The sequence below is a fragment of the Paenibacillus sp. BGI2013 genome (assembly GCF_002843485.1).
Classification (GTDB): domain Bacteria; phylum Bacillota; class Bacilli; order Paenibacillales; family Paenibacillaceae; genus Paenibacillus; species Paenibacillus amylolyticus.
Genome location: NZ_PJFA01000001.1, coordinates 199,122 through 213,297 on the forward strand (window position 1 = coordinate 199,122; position 14,176 = coordinate 213,297).

16 protein-coding genes are annotated in these 14,176 nt (G+C 46.3%); 12 read left to right on the forward strand and 4 right to left on the reverse strand.

All coding sequences use genetic code 11. The annotated features are described in order from the left end of the window. Positions 1 to 338 precede the first annotated feature (338 nt). The 9 genes from CXK86_RS00890 to CXK86_RS00920 all read left to right on the forward strand — a co-directional run bounded on the left by CXK86_RS00890 (position 339) and on the right by CXK86_RS00920 (position 8,798). Positions 339 to 1,607: a sulfotransferase family protein gene (locus tag CXK86_RS00890; protein ID WP_101313304.1), complete on the forward strand. Its 1,269-nt coding sequence runs from the start codon at positions 339 to 341 to the stop codon at positions 1,605 to 1,607. After that, complete coding sequence (locus CXK86_RS00895; protein WP_101313305.1) at positions 1,604 to 3,535, forward strand: asparagine synthase-related protein; 1,932 nt, start codon at positions 1,604 to 1,606, stop codon at positions 3,533 to 3,535. Before CXK86_RS00890 ends, CXK86_RS00895 begins: the two co-directional genes overlap by 4 nt. Positions 3,536 to 3,600: 65 nt before the next feature. Then, positions 3,601 to 3,735 carry a paeninodin family lasso peptide gene (locus tag CXK86_RS31790; RefSeq protein ID WP_105598020.1) on the forward strand — a complete coding sequence of 45 codons (135 nt, stop codon included), beginning with the start codon at positions 3,601 to 3,603 and terminating at the stop codon, positions 3,733 to 3,735. A gap of 53 nt (positions 3,736 to 3,788) precedes the next feature. Beyond that, positions 3,789 to 3,926, forward strand: a complete 138-nt coding sequence (locus CXK86_RS31795; RefSeq protein ID WP_174806426.1) for a paeninodin family lasso peptide — start codon at positions 3,789 to 3,791, stop codon at positions 3,924 to 3,926. A gap of 138 nt (positions 3,927 to 4,064) precedes the next feature. Continuing rightward, positions 4,065 to 5,012 (forward strand): aldolase, encoded by a 948-nt coding sequence (locus CXK86_RS00900; protein WP_101313306.1) that lies wholly within the window; start codon positions 4,065 to 4,067, stop codon positions 5,010 to 5,012. Next, positions 5,009 to 5,308, forward strand: a complete 300-nt coding sequence (locus CXK86_RS00905; RefSeq protein WP_017689560.1) for a lasso peptide biosynthesis PqqD family chaperone — start codon at positions 5,009 to 5,011, stop codon at positions 5,306 to 5,308. The genes CXK86_RS00900 and CXK86_RS00905 overlap by 4 nt, the downstream gene beginning before the upstream one ends. Positions 5,309 to 5,312: 4 nt before the next feature. Further along, positions 5,313 to 5,795 (forward strand): lasso peptide biosynthesis B2 protein, encoded by a 483-nt coding sequence (locus CXK86_RS00910; protein ID WP_017689559.1) that lies wholly within the window; start codon positions 5,313 to 5,315, stop codon positions 5,793 to 5,795. A gap of 52 nt (positions 5,796 to 5,847) precedes the next feature. After that, a complete protein-coding gene (locus tag CXK86_RS00915) occupies positions 5,848 to 6,981 on the forward strand; it encodes a nucleotidyltransferase domain-containing protein (RefSeq protein WP_257467761.1) in 1,134 nt (377 codons plus the stop codon). A 20-nt stretch (positions 6,982 to 7,001) separates the two neighbouring features. Further along, a complete protein-coding gene (locus CXK86_RS00920) occupies positions 7,002 to 8,798 on the forward strand; it encodes an ABC transporter ATP-binding protein (RefSeq protein ID WP_257467746.1) in 1,797 nt (598 codons plus the stop codon). Positions 8,799 to 8,875: 77 nt separating this feature from the next. On the opposite strand, the gene cysC is transcribed toward CXK86_RS00920, so the two are convergent. Next, on the reverse strand, positions 8,876 to 9,514 hold the full coding sequence (cysC, locus tag CXK86_RS00925) for an adenylyl-sulfate kinase (RefSeq protein WP_036669868.1): 639 nt from the start codon (positions 9,512 to 9,514) through the stop codon (positions 8,876 to 8,878). Between the two features lie 207 nt (positions 9,515 to 9,721). On the opposite strand from cysC, the gene CXK86_RS00930 reads away from it, so the two are divergent. Next, the gene (locus CXK86_RS00930) at positions 9,722 to 10,132 is read left to right on the forward strand and encodes a hypothetical protein (RefSeq protein ID WP_036609973.1); all 411 of its coding nucleotides are present in this window, start codon (positions 9,722 to 9,724) and stop codon (positions 10,130 to 10,132) included. A gap of 97 nt (positions 10,133 to 10,229) precedes the next feature. Then, the gene (gene pdaA, locus CXK86_RS00935; protein WP_101313310.1) at positions 10,230 to 11,009 is read left to right on the forward strand and encodes a delta-lactam-biosynthetic de-N-acetylase; all 780 of its coding nucleotides are present in this window, start codon (positions 10,230 to 10,232) and stop codon (positions 11,007 to 11,009) included. 195 nt (positions 11,010 to 11,204) lie between these two features. On the opposite strand, the gene CXK86_RS00940 is transcribed toward pdaA, so the two are convergent. Together CXK86_RS00940 and CXK86_RS00945 are read right to left on the reverse strand one after the other, a co-directional pair. Further along, positions 11,205 to 12,053, reverse strand: a complete 849-nt coding sequence (locus tag CXK86_RS00940; RefSeq protein WP_036609970.1) for a DegV family protein — start codon at positions 12,051 to 12,053, stop codon at positions 11,205 to 11,207. Positions 12,054 to 12,158: 105 nt separating this feature from the next. Then, positions 12,159 to 12,629 carry a hypothetical protein gene (locus tag CXK86_RS00945; RefSeq protein WP_051447149.1) on the reverse strand — a complete coding sequence of 157 codons (471 nt, stop codon included), beginning with the start codon at positions 12,627 to 12,629 and terminating at the stop codon, positions 12,159 to 12,161. Positions 12,630 to 12,915: 286 nt separating this feature from the next. On the opposite strand from CXK86_RS00945, the gene CXK86_RS00950 reads away from it, so the two are divergent. Continuing rightward, a complete protein-coding gene (locus tag CXK86_RS00950; RefSeq protein ID WP_017689551.1) occupies positions 12,916 to 13,302 on the forward strand; it encodes a DUF423 domain-containing protein in 387 nt (128 codons plus the stop codon). Positions 13,303 to 13,426: 124 nt separating this feature from the next. Here CXK86_RS00950 and CXK86_RS00955 read toward each other — a convergent pair whose 3' ends face one another. Beyond that, positions 13,427 to 13,999, reverse strand: a complete 573-nt coding sequence (locus tag CXK86_RS00955) for a hypothetical protein (RefSeq protein ID WP_076318334.1) — start codon at positions 13,997 to 13,999, stop codon at positions 13,427 to 13,429. Positions 14,000 to 14,176: the final 177 nt, after the last annotated feature.

Consider the following 14,176-nt stretch of genomic DNA (forward strand, 5'->3'; position numbering starts at 1 on the left):
TATTCGCGTTTGTGCAATCAGAACATAATTGATCCATGAATAAGTGCTTAAATGACAGACAGCAGAATACAGTGAAAGAGTATCAATTTATGAAAAGGTGAAAATAAAAGATTGACATGATACATTTTGTATCATAGAGTAAAACTATAAATACATATTGTATCCGAGAGTTGTCGAATGTAACCATGTGTTTTGCTTCATTCCCGGGTGAACTTCCGACGGAATATTGCAAAATGCTGACCTATAGCGTGCATATTACTCGTTTTGCCAAACACAAAGGTAGAGTCTGGTCTATCCCAGCTACACATTTATACTAATGAACAGAGGAGAGGCTGCCATTGATCGATGCTCAAGGTAACGGACTTGTTTTCTTACTATGTGTTCCCCGTAGTGGTAGTTCCTTATCCACCGTAATGCTGCAAAATCATAGTCGTATATTTGCCACCCAGGAAATGTGGTTTCTGATGAATCTTGTCGATTTACCCAAGGCTGATTCACGTGCTTACGGTGGCAGCTCCATCATGCGCCAGTTCTACAATGCCATGGTATCTGAGGATGTCTTCGAGAAGGCGTGCAGAAGTTTTGCTCTTGAAGTCTACAATGGATTCCTGGAGGGGAGCGGAGCAGACTTCGTCGTTGATAAATCTCCGCGTTATTATTACATGCTGGAATGGCTGGATCGTCTGTTCCCACAGTCCAAGCGCATTCATCTCCAGCGTAATCCTCTGGCCGTAGTAGCATCATTCAAAAAGGTAAACCGCCACACAGGAGAAGGATTCGACCTGATTCATAGTCTGCAGAGCCCCAAATTAAATATGAAATCCGTAGATCTCACACTTGGGATGCTCCGCTTGAATGATTATTTTGCCAAACCCCATTCCAATGCGTATGAATTGCAATATGAACGATTGGTTTCCAATCCTCAGGAAGAACTTGAGAAACTATGCGCATTTCTGGGAATTCGATATGAACAGGGAATGGAGCAGTATGGACAGTTTCTGGACAGTGCCAAGTCTGACATGTTCTACAGTATGGGCGTGGGTGATCCTTTCCTCTCTTCGCATCAAGAGGCACATCAGGGTTCTGTTAACAACTGGAAAAACATATTAGAACCTCATGAAGTTGAACTGTATTGCCGTGTGATGGGGGCAGATCTGTTCCACCAGATGGGATACAGTGAACAGCTCGCAGAAGCCGAACAATGGACGGGTGTACATTATGATGCAAGTCCGGATCAGGAGGTCATTGATCGAATCACGCATCAGTTGACAGCAGCGACCGGTTGCCAGTGGCAACCGCAATACCGAATGCAGCCAGCAGATTCTGTCGTTCATGATCCGCTTGGGAATCTTAATGACCAAGTTGTCGAAGAACCGGAAAAGACAGACCCGACGCTAGCTGCACTGGTAACGATCAGACAGCTGCAAGCCGCATTACGGGCAGCAGATCATCGTCTGGAACGGGGTTACAGTGAGCGAGAACGCTTGAAGGTCCAGCTGGCTTCTGCTCAAAGCAAAATACAGCGTATCAAATCATGGGTACCATTTGGTCATCAGATCAGCGCATGGGCTTCACAGCGCAAGATTCTACGGGGAGGCAAGTCATGAGCGCCATAGCAGGAATTGTTCACAACGATGGTCAGCAGGCGCTATGGGAAGACAGCTGGCGTCTGTACGCAAGCCTGGGGCATGTCCCTGCGGATACAACAGGAGTGTGGAAAGGCAATGAGGCGTTCCTCAGCTGTCATGCCCAATGGATTACACCGGAATCGGTTAGCGAGAAGTTGCCTTTATATGATGAGGAAAGTGGTCTGACCATCACGGCAGATGCCATTCTGGATAACCGGGAACAACTGGCAGATCAATTACAGATATCCAGAGCTGAACTGGCTATGTTAGCGGATAGTGAATTGATCTTGCGTGCCTATCAGCGCTGGGGAGACAATGTAGCCGTCCGATTGCTGGGGGATTTTGTATTCGCGATATGGGATGAGCGGAATCGCAAACTGTATGCAGCAAGAGATATTACAGGCATGAGAGCTTTTTATTACCGACATGATGGTTCACGTTTTGCTTTCTGCACACTTATGAATCCGTTGCTCGGGCTTGAAGGGGTACATAAAGAACTTGATGAGACCTGGCTGTCCGAATTCCTTGCCATTCCTGACATGCATGATTCAGCAGATATCAATTCAACTGTATATCGGGGAATAAGCCAGCTGCCTTCTGCACATACACTTGTCTTCCGGGATGGGAGACTGGAGCTGAAGCAATATCATCGCTGGAATGAAGTGGAACCTCTAAGGCTTAAATCCGATGGCGAGTATGTAGAAGCGTTTAGGGAGGTCTTTGGGCAGGCGGTTGGATCACGATTGCGAACGCACAGACAGGTGGCTGCTGCATTAAGTGGCGGACTGGACTCGGGAGCCGTGGTTGGTTTTGCTTCCGGAACACTGAGAAGTCAGGGCAAACGGCTGCAGGCCTATAGTTATGTTCCCGTACCCGATTTCACAGATTATACGTCGAAAACGTTGCTCGCAGACGAACGGCCCTTCATACGTTCCACGATTAATCATGTCGGCAATATCACAGAGAACTACCTCGATTTTGAAGGCAGAAGTCCACTTAGTGAAGTAGATACCTGGCTCGACATTATGGAGATGCCTTATAAATACTTTGAAAATTCATTCTGGATTCGCGGATTCTATGAAAAAGCGAGCCAGCAAGATGCAGGCATCCTGCTCACAGGGGCACGTGGTAATTTCACCATCTCCTGGGGACCGGCTCTGGATTATTACGCCAGTCTACTGAAAAGTGGCCGCTGGTACCGCTGGTTCCGTGAGATGCAGCAGTATAGTGAACGAACGGGCATGCCCTTCTCCCGTATTGCCAAGATCACCGGGAAAAAGGCATATCCGGATTGGTTCAAGGCGCAGTCCAAAGGAGCCAGTCAGGCGGCATCTGTACAGTTGATCCATCCTGATTTTGCGCAAAGAACAGGTGTGTTGGAACGACTCAAATCCATTATTGTCCTGCAGGGCGGTGCCCAGGCGGATGCTCTCAAAGTCCGTGCCGAGAAATTTAATAACCTGGCTATTGCGAACAAAAATGGTGCCGTAGCTACGAAATGTTCTCTCCGTTACCGCGCTTGGGAACGTGATCCGACAAGTGATGCCAGAGTCATCCGGTTCTGTCTGTCCGTTCCGATTGAACAATATGTGAAACACGGGACAGATCGTTCATTGATTCGCCGGGCTACTTCACCGGAGTTGCCCGACAAGGTCAGACTGAATCAACGGGTACGGGGTGTACAACCGGCGGATTGGTTACATCGCATCATTCCCAATTGGGATGCTTTTACTGCCGAGTTACGTGCTTTGTGTTCTGACAGCAAGGTCGCTGGCATATTAAACACGGAGCGTATCAAATCTGCCTTGGCCAACTTTCCGAGTCCGAGACCAGAGCTTGCTTCACATCCAGATCTGCGATTGATGATGCATAGTCTGATCGTCTATCGGTTCATTCGGAAATTCTGATATAGCCCGGTGAACTGTGAGCCCGGATTTTTCTTACATTTGACTCATGATAGGAGGTGAATACGATGCAAAGGGAAAAAAAGGAATGGCAAGAACCAGCACTAGAAATATTGGAAGTCAACCAAACAATGGCGGGCACAGGTTACAAACATATCGACTGGGTTACGGTTCACGATGCGGATCTCTACGGAACTAGTTAGAAAGCTTTACCATATGCCATCATACTTAGAAGTGCGAAAAGGAGGTGAATACGATGCAAATGGAAAAAAAGGAATGGCAAGCACCAGCTCTTGAAGTGTTGGAAGTCAATCAAACAATGGCCGGTACTGGCTACAGACAAATTGACTGGATCACGGTTCACGATGCGGATCTGTACGATCCAACTTCCTAAGTTGTTTAGTTTTATGAAGTGTCATCATACTTAAAGGGCGGAAATGCAACAAATCCAGCTTTTCGCCTCCGCCCTTATATTGAGCAACATGAATATAAGGGCTTTTTTTACATTTTATTACGAAGGAGGCGTCGTTCATTGTTGCCTTTGCATTATGTGGCGTATGGTCTGCGCTGGTCGAGCCAAATTCGAATGCCTGAACTACAGATCGCACCCAAGGATGCGGAGACTGATTTTGATGTCGTGGATGTGCACATCGAGTCTTCAGATCTGACCCCATTGTGGGAGGATTGGGATGTAGGCAACGACAACTTTGTGGCACGAGAGGGCAGTCTTTTTTTCAAAATCGAAGATACAGGTCTGTTTCTAATGGAGCATGGAAAGCGTATCGTTGTATCCCCTCAGCCAGGAGCGGATGAGAAGAAGGTCAGATTATTCATCCTGGGCACCTGTATGGCGGTCATTATGATGCAGCGTGGTATTCTTCCATTGCATGGTAGTGCAGTGGTTATTGATGGCTGGGCTTACGCATTCGTCGGACATTCGGGGGCAGGTAAATCGACGTTGTCGGCTGCACTGGCATCACGCGGATATCCGCTTCTCACCGATGATGTTGTTGCACTGACCTGGGATGCCGGAGGAAGAGCTATCGTATCACCTGGTTACCCGCAACAGAAGTTATGGCAGCCCAGTCTGGACGGCTTCGGCATGAAGGAACAGGACTATGCAACGGTTCACGCAGAGATTACAAAGTATGCGATACCTGTTCAGCACTATTTTCATGAGATGGCCGTACCACTAGGTGGAATATTCGAACTTGCTCCACAACCGGAGGCAAACCATACAGCTGTTCAACTGGTGGAAGTGACGGGGCTAGAACGACTGCATCTGTTATGCTCGCATACGTTCCGTGGTGGACTCGTTGCAAGACAGGGGCTGGCACAATGGTTGTTTGAGACGGCTTCAAGACTTTCAGCAAGTGTGGAGATTGGCAGATTGGTCAGAACGGGTGCTGAGTTTACAGCATTTGAGATGGTGAATCGGATCACAGATCATATACGTAAAGGAGTGCATACAGGACAATGACAGCGACTACGCCGATGAATGTGGAAGACCGGGTAACCCGGAAGGAAGGCAATCTGGTCAGTGATATGGGCAGTGAGAAAGTCATGATGAGCATTAGCTCTGGAAAATACTATAATCTCGGGAGTACCGGTGGACGAATCTGGGACCTGATCGCAGAAGAACGCACGCTGGGTGAAGTTGTTGAGGTACTTGCTGCGGAGTATGAGATTGAGCCAGATGTATGTCGTGAGCAGGTGGTGCAATTCCTGGAACATCTGTCCCGTGAAGGTTTAATCGACGTTACTCGCGGAGTGTAGAATGATGTTGCGAAAAATAAAGGCTTATCTCTCGCTCCCGCGGTCGATGCGTCGACTGGTATGGGAGGCCTATATCCTCCTTGGCTGGGCACGCATACAGAAGGCTATGCCATTCGCCAAAATCGCGCCAGGGCTGGGTACGCCTATGGTAGAAACACCGATGACAGGACTCGAACGTAGCGAGGTCATCACTATACGGAATATTTCCAAAGCAATTTCGCTCGCCAGCAAATATACGTTATGGGAAAGCCGCTGCCTTGTAATGGCGATTGCCGGGATGAAGATGCTTGAGCGACGCAAGATAGAGAGTACGTTATACATGGGGACTGCACGGAATAAGCAAGGACATATGATGGCTCATGCCTGGCTGCGAAGTGGTAAATTGATCGTGACCGGAGCTGATACTATGGACCAATATACGGTTGTCGGTGTGTTTGGCAAACGGTGTCCGGAGAAGGGATCTGGGGAGATTGTCTATGATACATGAAAGTGAACTCTATTCATCAGGGTTTCCGAAGGAGCTTAAGCTGATTTTGAGCATGATTAGAGGTGATCTGACGGCTCTATCCCCTGAAGAACTCAAGGCGGGTTTGCAAGGAACCGATTGGCAGCTTTTTCTGCGGCTTGTCTATCATCACCGCTTATACTCTGTCCTTTATGCGAAAATGAAAGAATTCAACTCTGCAATCATTCCTGCAGATGTTATGGAGAGTCTGAGACAACAATATACGGTCAATACGTTCCGCATGTTACATCTGACAGCTGAAATGGAGCAGGTGTGTGGAGCTTTTCGTGAACGCGGTATCCGCAATATTACACTAAAGGGACCAGCGCTCGCCCATGATCTCTATGGCGATGTATCGATGCGAACCTCCAAAGACCTGGATATCCTGATTCCGTTTGATGATGTGGAAGCGGCTGAAGGCATTCTGGCTACCCTCGGATATGTATCCAAGGAAGGGGAGCGGGCACCTACGGTGCGCAGCTGGAAATGGCGGGAACATCATATCTGTTACACCCATCCGGTCAAAAGGACTCAAGTGGAGATCCATTGGCGTCTGAACCCGGATTCGGGTAAAGAAACCGATTTTGAATTGCTGTGGAAACGCAGTCGGTTCAGTTCATACACACAGACACCTGTCCGTATGCTCGAACAAGAAGACCTATGGGCCTATCTCGTAACCCATGGTGCACGACACGGCTGGTTCAGACTGCGCTGGTTACTGGATATCGACCAGATGATCCGCAGCATGCCACTTGATGTGAAGAAATTAGAGAGACGTCTGAAAGCGGAGGGGCGTTTATCGATCGGTTCGCAGGCTCTTCACTTAGCCTCAGATCTGTTGAATACGCCGCTGGATGTAGAGTACAGGTCCTTGATGTCCTTAAGTGACCGTACAGGCAAGCGATTAGCCAACGAAGGCGCAAAGTTCATGAACGACATGCTGGAAAGTCCGGCTGATATGAAGTCTTATCAATCGTATTTGTTTAAACTTCGAAGTACAAAACAGAAATGGTTTTTCTTTATTGAACGTTTATATCCAAGTACATGGGATGTGGATCAATTGCCACTTCCACGTTCTTTGTTTTTTCTATACTTTCCGTTACGTCCGTTTCTCTGGTTCTGGCGGCGAATTAAAAGGTATACGGTGACGGAAAGGGGTAAAGTATGATCTCGGAATTAAGGTATTTCATGCGAAAGTTGCATCATGTCACGGGGCCCATTTTATATTGGAATCTGCTAGGGATGATCTGTATCAGTCTCATGGAAGGGATCGGTATCTACATGCTTGTTCCGATGCTGAGTCTGATTGGCATATTTGAGATGGGCTCCACAGGCTTAAACATTCCCTGGCTTGGCGACGTGTTGAATCGTTTTTCTGAAAATAGCCAATTGTTACTCGTATTGTTCACCTTTGTGTTGATTGTCTCCGGACAGGCCTGGATGCAGCGTCTCCAGACGATCCGTAATACTCGAATCCAACAGCAATTTGTACGAACGCTGCGCATGGAAACCTATGGTGCTATTATTATGGCGCAATGGTCATTTTTTCTCCAAAAACGAAAATCCGATTTTAACCATATATTAACGACTGAACTTGCACGTGTGAGCCAGGGAACGAGCATTATGCTGCAAATGGCAGCCTCTCTGATCTTTACGGGCATTCAGATCGGTCTTGCTTTCTGGTTATCCGCCAAGCTGACGGCACTTGTGCTGGTCTGTGGATTGGTATTATTTATCGTCTTACGAAAATTCGTCAAGCGGGCCAAGCAGATCGGAGACCAGACCTCTGAATTCTCGCAAAGTTATTATAACGGCATTACCGAGCATTTTAACGGCATTAAGGATATTAAGAGCAACATGCTTGAGCGCTCCCACATGAACTGGTTTGAGCGCATGTGCAGACAGATAGAACGCAATGTCATTCAATTTAGCCAATTGAACAGTGGAACACAGCTAATTCACCGGATGTCCGCGGCAATCATTATTGCGGCATTCATCTATCTTTCTCTCCGTGTAATGACGGTGCCACCCGCAAGTCTGCTGCTCATCATCCTAATCTTTTCCCGCTTATGGCCAAGGTTTACGGCAATTCAGTCCAATCTGGAGTACATCAGCTCCATGCTGCCTGCATTTCGGGTAGTCAGAGAATTACAAGCGCAGACGGCGAAGAGTCGGGAGATTAGTGAAGAGATTGCTTCGGCAGGAGACGTTGGAACTGATGGGATTCAACCTATGGAACTGAAGGGATCTATCACCTGTGAGGATGTCTGCTATCGCTATGAGGGAAGTGATGCTTACTCATTGAGAAATGTGCAAGCTTCGATTCCAGCAAGGGGTATGACCGCAATTGTGGGGAAATCCGGAGCAGGCAAGAGCACGCTGATAGATCTGATTATGGGCCTTGTGAGGCCTGAAACTGGTCGTATTTTGATTGACGGTGTGCCTCTGTCAGAAGAACGATTATTGAGCTGGCGAAGTTCAATCGGATATGTCTCCCAAGATCCATTCCTGTTTCACACAAGTATTCGTGAGAATCTGCGTCTGGTTGATCCAAATGCAAGTGAAGAACAGATGTGGCAGGCTTTGCAATTTTCCTCCTCTGCGGCATTTGTACGGAAGTTGCCTCAGGGTCTGGATACGATCATTGGTGATCGGGGTATTCGGCTATCCGGGGGTGAACGTCAGCGATTGGTGCTCGCCCGGGCCATGCTGCGGAATCCTTCTGTATTGGTACTGGATGAAGCAACGAGTGCGCTCGACAGTGAGAATGAACAGTACATTCATGAGGCGCTGGAACGGTTAAAAGGACATGTGACCATTATCGTGATTGCACACCGATTGTCCACGATTCGTACGGCAGATCGTGTAATTGTGCTTGATGAAGGTCGGGTGATTCAAGAGGGCGGGTACCAGCAGTTATCTACTGATCCGGTAGGGACGTTCAGCAAACTTTTGAACATGCAAGCGGGTGTTGTGGGGCAGTAAAGGGTATGACATAACGTAAAGAGGCGCGCCACGAGGGGCGCGCCTCTTATGTAGGTGGATCGTATAATGAGCAAGAATTAATGAACGAGGGCTGTTTTCGTAGGAAGCGGCAGTTGAAGAGCACCAATCTGCTCCAAATGCTGTACGATCTCTTGCACAGCTTCCTCAATGGACCATTGCTCTGTATCGATGATAAATGAAGGAGATTTGGGTACATCATAGGGGGCGGAAATGCCTGTGAAATGCGGGATGTCACCATTGCGGGCTTTTTTGTATAGACCCTTGGGATCACGCCGCTCACATTCTTGGATTGAACAGCGCACATAGATTTCAATGAAATCATCTGGTTCAAATAACTGTCTAACCATCTCCCGATCCTGTTCATGAGGAGAGATAAAAGCCGAAAGTACAAACAACCCGGCATCAACCATTAACTTCGATACTTCACCAATTCGCCGCAGATTTTCTTGACGATCCCCTGCTGTAAAACCGAGATCACGGTTCAGGCCATGACGTATATTATCCCCGTCCAGAACATAACAGCGTACGCCTTGATCGTAGAGATACTGCTCCAGGGCAAATGCAAGGGATGACTTTCCTGCACCTGATAACCCGGTAAACCATATGGCACGACTATGGTGCCCATTATGCTTCTCCCGGTCTTGCCTGTTGATGCTGGATGATTGCCAGGTTATGTTGCGCTCTTCCTTCGACATGAGTATCCCGCCTTTTCCCTACCATGATATGTATAATATTTTAACATATTTACAAGATTATAGCACCTTACAGATTTCTTCAAAATAAGCGTGAATCGACAAAATATCGGGTATAGATGTAGTACATACATAAGCATTATGCATATATCCAAGGAGTATTTTGAATCGAATGATGCAAAATGCTCACATAGCAGGAGGAACAATGTCATGAACAAAAACATACAAAACATACAAGTTGGGTTCAAATGCCCGGATTGCCAGCAGGATATCCGAGCGGAATTTATAGATGAACAGGTCAGCACGGTTCGTTGTAAAGGTTGTGACAGAGCGTATACACTTTTGAAGCCAACCATCGGTGATGAGATTCTACTGGATTGGGAGCAGGAGGCTTTGTATCACAAGCTGAGGGCAGAGCGGTCTGAACTGGATAATCACAATATGTCGGCCTTGATTATCAAAGTTATCGAGTTGCTTACATGGCGTGATCGGGGAGATGGACAGACCCGTGCCATTCAGACCGTGAGGGAATGGCTTGCTTCCAGTGGCAAACCTCAGACCTTACTTGAATTGTTCCATCAATCTCCGCCACAACCTGAAAATAAACGTTTCGATCGTTAATGATTTACATACATTAGCCGTTCCTGTGGCATATTACCTGAAGGTGTTCGTGTGTGCAAACGACTAACCGAATTTTTCAGGAACAGGAGCGGATAGAATGAAGCGAATGGTTCTATATATACTGTTGGGGCTGTTATCCATCAGTATGGTACCGGCACAGACTGAAGCATCACCGGTTACCGGAGCGTATCATTTTGGCTTCAAAAAAAGTCAAAACGGTCAACTGCCCTCCATTGATCAGGAAGGCTTTAAATCGATCTTACAACATAACGATGCCATTTTCCTGGGGGATACAAAGCAGAAGGAATTGTATCTCACGTTTGATAACGGGTATGAGAATGGATTCACACCTGCAATACTGGATGTTTTGCGTACCAAGAAGGTGCCGGCGGCTTTCTTTGTGACAGGTCATTATCTGAAAGATCAGCCTGAGTTGGTCAAACGTATGGCGGCTGAAGGTCATATTGTCGGTAATCATTCATGGAATCATCCGGATATGACCCGCATCTCCAATGAAAAGCTTAGAGAGGAACTTGAGAAGGTCAAGACGGAGGTCAATCGGCTGACCGGTCAACAAGCGACCTTTTTACGGCCACCGCGTGGAATTTTTAACAATCGTACGCTTGCAGAGAGTCATGCCCAAGGGTATGTGAATGTGTTCTGGTCTGTTGCTTATAAAGATTGGGATACCAATGTGCAGCGTGGCGCACAATATGCTCATCAACAGGTGTTGAAACAACTCCATCCGGGCGCTGTCATTTTGCTTCATTCGGTATCCAAAGATAACACGGAGGCTCTTGGTTCCATTATTGATGAGGCCCGCAAGCAAGGATACGTATTCAAAAGTCTGGATGATCTTCGGACCAAAAGTTATTGATCCATTATCATAATGAGCAATAGACCAAGTGTAGGTCATTCAAAAGTTTAGCAAAAATATTAAAGGGCATCCTGAGCGATTATGCTCGGAATGCCCTTTTTAGTTATAACGGTATGCCAGTCCAAGTATTGGATGTACCCACATACAGATTTAGAAGAAAGGATTGGGTAATACGATACGATGTAACGTGTAGTACTATAAAACAGTATTATAGATGATTCCAATCGTTTTCGGGCCGCAATGACTGCATACTACACAACCAGCAGTGGTTAGTTCAACTCGGGCACCCGTCTGTTCCTGCAAAGACTTCTGCAAGTCAAGCGCATCCTCTTCAGCCATGGTGTGCACAACAATCAGCAGGTCTGGATCGATCTGATCCTTCTGGCTGAGCGTATTATTCAGCATTTGTTCCAGAGCTTTCTCCCGTTTGCCGCGCACTTTATAGGCAGGTGCCATCTTGCCATCTGTTACCCGGATGACAGGACGAATCTTCAACAGGCTTCCAATCAGGTTCTGCATGCCCGAACAGCGTCCGCCTTTATGCAGATACTCTAGTGTATCGATAACAAACTCCGTGCGTACATTTGATTTCATCGCCTCAATCAGGTGTGTAATCTGAGTCAGGTTTTGTCCTTTATCAGCAGCATGAACAGCTTTCATCACCATCAGTGCAATTCCTGATGAGAGATTCTGTGAGTCAATGACCGATATTCGACCTTCCGGGAACTCGGAACTCGCTAGTCGTGCATTTTGATAGGTAGAGGAAAGTTCAGAAGATAAGCTGATATATAAAATCTCATCCCCTTGATCTATGTAAGGTTGAAATGCCGTTATGAAATCAGCGGGGGAAGGTGCAGCTGTTTTGGGAAGACGCCCATCTTGGCTAACACGTTCATATAGCTGTTCAGGCTTAATCTCAGCACCGTCTTTCAGTGATTCTTCACCGAACACGACATATAAAGGGATGATACCGATATCGTGCTGCTGGATCCATTCTGGAGCCAGATCACTTGTGCTGTCCGCAAAAATTTTGATTCGTGACATGTCAATCTCCTTTGAAAACAATGATTTTGGCAAAAAATATAGATTATACTTATGTGTAAACCCATTCATTTTAATTATAAGGAAACATGACGTTGATGCAAAGCGTTACATCAGCGTCATGCCTACCAAGATAAGTCCAACGAATAACAGAATCATGATCCCATTTAATATGGTTCCGATAATGGCAAAAACTTTCTTTCGATTCTTGAGGACAAGACCAATAATTCCGACGATACCTCCGGCCAGATTGAGAATCAGGCAGACCAGGATGGCTAATGAAGCCAGAACCACTGCTGGATGCAAGGCGATCTCTTCTGTCTGCAACGGGGTGAGAACTCCGATGGATTCGTTTACAGCCATGGTGGCAATAAAGAATATCAGAATATAACCCAAGATTGCAACCAATCCAATGACAAAGCTGGCGATCCCAGGTCCGGAATGTTTCAGTGGTGCCATTGGTTGCCTCTCATGATCTGGCGGGTATGCTTCATACCCATTGTTATTGTATGGATCTGCATGGCCAGGATTCTGATCCGTGTTGTTATAACCTGAATTATAGGAATCGCGATTATCCATAATGTTGACTTGCCTCCCTTAATCATCGTACTGAGTGTTATTAACCTAATCAATGAGTAATGATTCTTTCTTAAAATACAACGATTACATACCTGTTTACTTTTCCATAAATATCGATAAAAATCAAGGATTTACGCTTGTTTCCTACAATTTATAGGGCAGGGATAGGATTGTTAAGTATAAACAGACATATGACCTTTGAAGCTCCGTCCCGACTGGTAAAGAAGGAGTGGATTCGCTACAATAATAGGTGTGAAGTGTAGTTGAATTAAGGGAGAGAACTTATATGCAACGAAGATGGATGATGCTTGGAGCTGTAATGACCATGCTGTCGGTGGCGATTGGTGCGTTTGGTGCTCACATGCTCAAGGATACGATTGGGCCGGCGGCCATAGCTACATATGAGACAGGTGTGCAATATCACATGATTCATGCATTGGCTTTGCTCATTATTGGCTTGACGGCTGGTCAACTTGGAGCATCGACAAAACTGAAGTGGGCAGCGCGTCTGTTGTTTATCGGAATTATCGTGTTCTCGGGCAGTTTGTATGTGCTTAGTATTTCTGGCATCAAGATTCTGGGTGCCATCACACCGATTGGTGGGGTAGCCTTCATTGCCGGATGGTTGTTATTGGCATTAGATGTATGGCAGCGAGGTAAGGATCGCTCCTGATCGGTCCAAATAAATCTCGGAGGGTTCAATCCTACATGAACCATTGAACTAAAAAAGCAACTTGCGTTAGAATGTCCCGTCATTCTAACGCAAGTTGCTTTTTGTTTTAATCTGATGAAGTTAGTTACAGAAACTCATCGATTTCATTGGTTCGGAACGTATACACCTGTTTTTCATCGACATGGTAGATGCTCACAATACTGGTATCACGATCAAAATTCAGAATACGGCAAGGAATGCTCTGATGTTTACCGTTCTTGTTATTGACAACAATACGGGTGAGTTTATTCTCCTTGATGAGCGTGTCAATCCACGCGTCAAACGAGTTTCCATCGGATACATTAGATGTTTGGGTGGCAGGCTTTTTCTCACTAACCGGTTGTTCTTGTAGATTCTGTGTTTTGACTGGAGCAGGTGAGGCAGGTGTCTGAGCTGCAGTGGACGCCTTCTGTGCTGCGTTGGCTTTTTTGCGTTCGTTGTGAAGTGTGACGAAAGAGTCCTTCTTGGACTGGAGTGTCGCTTCAATAATTTTGCCTAGCTCTATGCCGGATTGAATCCGAAAGTCCGCAATTTGTTCTTCATTGTTTATGAACTCCAACAGGGACTGCAGTGCCAATGCATTTGAGCGGCTCTTAATAAGTATATCGACATTAAATAAAAAGCCGATGTCCTCTTGATTGGATAAGGTTTCTTTCATTCATCCCAGCCCCGTTAAAAATTATGTCAGCTCAAAAAACGCTTCAATTCACTATATCATTAAAAAGGAAATTATCATAGTGCTAGAGACGCAGAAATATGCCGATTCGAAATGAATCTAGCCCCGGAGTGCCCCTTAATTTCTCCCCAGAATAGAACAAATATTCTTCTTTTTTCA